The sequence below is a fragment of the Enterobacter cloacae complex sp. IR5412 genome (genome assembly GCF_049237385.1).
Classification (GTDB): Bacteria; Pseudomonadota; Gammaproteobacteria; order Enterobacterales; family Enterobacteriaceae; genus Enterobacter; species Enterobacter intestinihominis.
In genome coordinates this window covers 750-3,393 of the sequence record NZ_JBMKHQ010000001.1, presented here as the reverse complement: position 1 = coordinate 3,393, position 2,644 = coordinate 750, and the positions used below count along the sequence as shown (strand labels likewise).

Genomic DNA, 2,644 nt, shown 5'->3' with positions numbered 1-2,644 from the left:
TTCAGCTGGTACCGCTGGCAGTACGACAGCGCAGGGCGCCTGCTCGTTCAGGACGGCACGCTGCCCGGTCAGGAGCAGTGGCGCTGGGATGCGGCCGGTAACCCGCTTGAGGGGGCTGCTGAGAAAGTCACGCACAACCGTCTGACGCAGCTCAACGGTATTCGCTGGCGTTATGACATCCATGGCCGCACCGTGGAGAAGGATAATGGCCAGACCCGCTGGCACTACCGCTACGACGGCGAGCACCGCCTGACGGAGGTCATCAGCCAGCCACGGGACCGCAACAGACCGCAGACGGAGGTCAGCTTCCGCTACGATCCGCTCGGGCGACGCATCAGCAAAACGCGCCGCCAGATGCTGGGCGGCCAGCCAACCGGCAAACTGGTCACCACCCGGTTTGTCTGGGAAGGGTTCCGGCTGTTGCAGGAAGTGCACGGGGATGTGCCGCTGACCTACGTCTACAGCGATCAGGACAGCTACGATCCGCTGGCGCGAATTGACGGCGTTGATGCCCCGGAAATCTTCTGGTTCCACTGTCAGCCCAACGGCACACCGGAGCGGATGACGGATAGCGAAGGGCAGGTGCGCTGGGAAGGGGTGAACAGCGCCTGGGGCAAACTGCTGCGGGAAAGCGAAACGCAGGTATCAGGATATTCTCAGAACCTGCGCATGCAGGGGCAATACCTGGACCGTGAGACAGGGCTGCACTACAATCTGTTCCGGTATTACGACCCGGACTGCGGACGGTTTACGCAGCAGGACCCGATAGGGCTGGCGGGGGGGATAAATCTTTACCAGTATGCGCCGAATGCGCTGGGATGGGTGGATCCGTGGGGGTTGAGCCGTGAGTGTAGTGGTAAAACAAAACCTGATTTCTATGTTGGTCCAAGTGGCCCTAGTTCGACTATGCCTTCTACAGCATATCGTTATATGGATAGCAAATATGCTCCACAGACAATAGAAAATAAATCAGCCCCGTTAAGTTATTTTGGGTATACGAAATATAAATCTGCAAATGAAGCCAGGGACGCCTATCAAATTTTTTATGAGAAAGGTAATCCTGATTCATGGAGTGATGCACGTTTATTAGGTGAGTTTGATACATTACAACTGTATAAAAATGGAGTACCTCAAGTGCAAGTACCTCTTGCCAATGGTGGTCGAGGGCCTGGATATGAGCTTTTCACCAGTGCATATCCTGAGTATGGTAAAGGTGGGGCATTACAGTTGCTACCAATCGAACGAAATTACCCTGTTATTTTTGAACGTGTTACTATAATTCCGGAGTAAAAGTGATGACAGATGAAGAGTTACGAAAGAATCTTGTTTTTTTAATAAAAAAATATGTTCCGGAAAGTCAACAAAAAGCATTTTATGATGATATATCAAAGTCTACTGTGCCAGTGAAAGGTATTTTAGCTGACTTTAATAAAATCAAAACCAGAACTGTCGATGAAGTTGATGGAGATTTAATACGGGATATTTACTTTTATTTTTGTTGACAGATATATTGGAGATAGCTCACATGCTCAGCATTTCCTTGATATTAGAGGTGGAAATGCTGAAGTTGTCTCTTTAAAGTACCTAAATGGATGGCGGATTTCATTGAAGAAAGTGCAATACCTCAGGCAGGTTATCGTACTAATCCGTTAAATCAAGGGGGATTAGCTCCTAAACGCGTGGATCCGACTACGCCAGGTAGGTCGCATGAATTACCATCAATATGGCCAGAATGGCTTGAAGAAGTAGCGATTCCAGGCTCCGGGAATGTAAGATAGGTTACTATATGAATATCAATAAAGATGACGAACTCCTTGTGATAGTTAAGTATGAAGGAAGATTTTATTGGTTCGTTGCGTTCAAGGAAATGTGGGTCTTCGACAGAGTTAAATGGGTAGAGGATTTTGTGAAAAGTGGGGTGGAAATAAACCTTCAGGATATCCATAAGGAAAGATATGACATACCAGTAGTAAATGAAGGAAACGCGCAGATATTCATTGATGATTTAATTAAAGATGGTTATTCATACGAAAAGGATGACATAGCTGAGGAGTTTTATAATAGGCTTTCGCAAAAAACAACTTGGTGGGATATATATGAACTTATGCCGGATTTATTTATAGACTTTGATAATAAAAAATTATATTCGGAATATGTTGAGAGTATGCATTATCAAGAATATGTGCCTGATGGTTGGCACGGTGAACTTGTTGATTTTTGCAGTAATGGATCGTTACCTCAAGATGAAATGTTCTGGATAAAAAATGAAACTGATCATAGAAGCGTTTTGATCGCTAAAGGATAAAATATATTTTCAGCATACCATTTTGAGATAATGCAATGATCGATTCAACACGCCAATTAGTGTTTGTGTTAAGCGAGACAAAGCCGTTGCCAACTGTTTTGACCATCTTCAACGCTCAGGGTGAAAATCGAAAAAAATCCATGCCAAAGCGTGGATTTTTTTCATTCAAAACAAATCAAACGTTAAACAAGAAGCTCATCACGTCGCCATCTTTAACGATGTAATTTTTACCTTCAGCTCATATTCGGGCTGCCTCTTACGCTCCTTGCTGAATCCTACCCTCAATAAGCTGTCAGTATACCCGCGACGAACTCCACCGTGAGACCAGCCGCACCCAGA

3 protein-coding genes are annotated in these 2,644 nt (G+C 45.8%); all 3 read left to right on the top strand.

The genetic code is table 11. The features are described 5' to 3' along the window. The coding region (locus ACOTX2_RS00025) for an RHS repeat domain-containing protein (RefSeq protein WP_421625863.1) at positions 1–1,290 on the top strand (1,290 nt) is incomplete at its 5' end. Positions 1,291–1,295: 5 nt separating this feature from the next. After that, positions 1,296–1,502: a hypothetical protein gene (locus tag ACOTX2_RS00020; protein WP_022648388.1), complete on the top strand. Its 207-nt coding sequence runs from the start codon at positions 1,296–1,298 to the stop codon at positions 1,500–1,502. A gap of 284 nt (positions 1,503–1,786) precedes the next feature. Beyond that, positions 1,787–2,305, top strand: a complete 519-nt coding sequence (locus ACOTX2_RS00015) for a hypothetical protein (RefSeq protein WP_063148493.1) — start codon at positions 1,787–1,789, stop codon at positions 2,303–2,305. Positions 2,306–2,644: the final 339 nt, after the last annotated feature.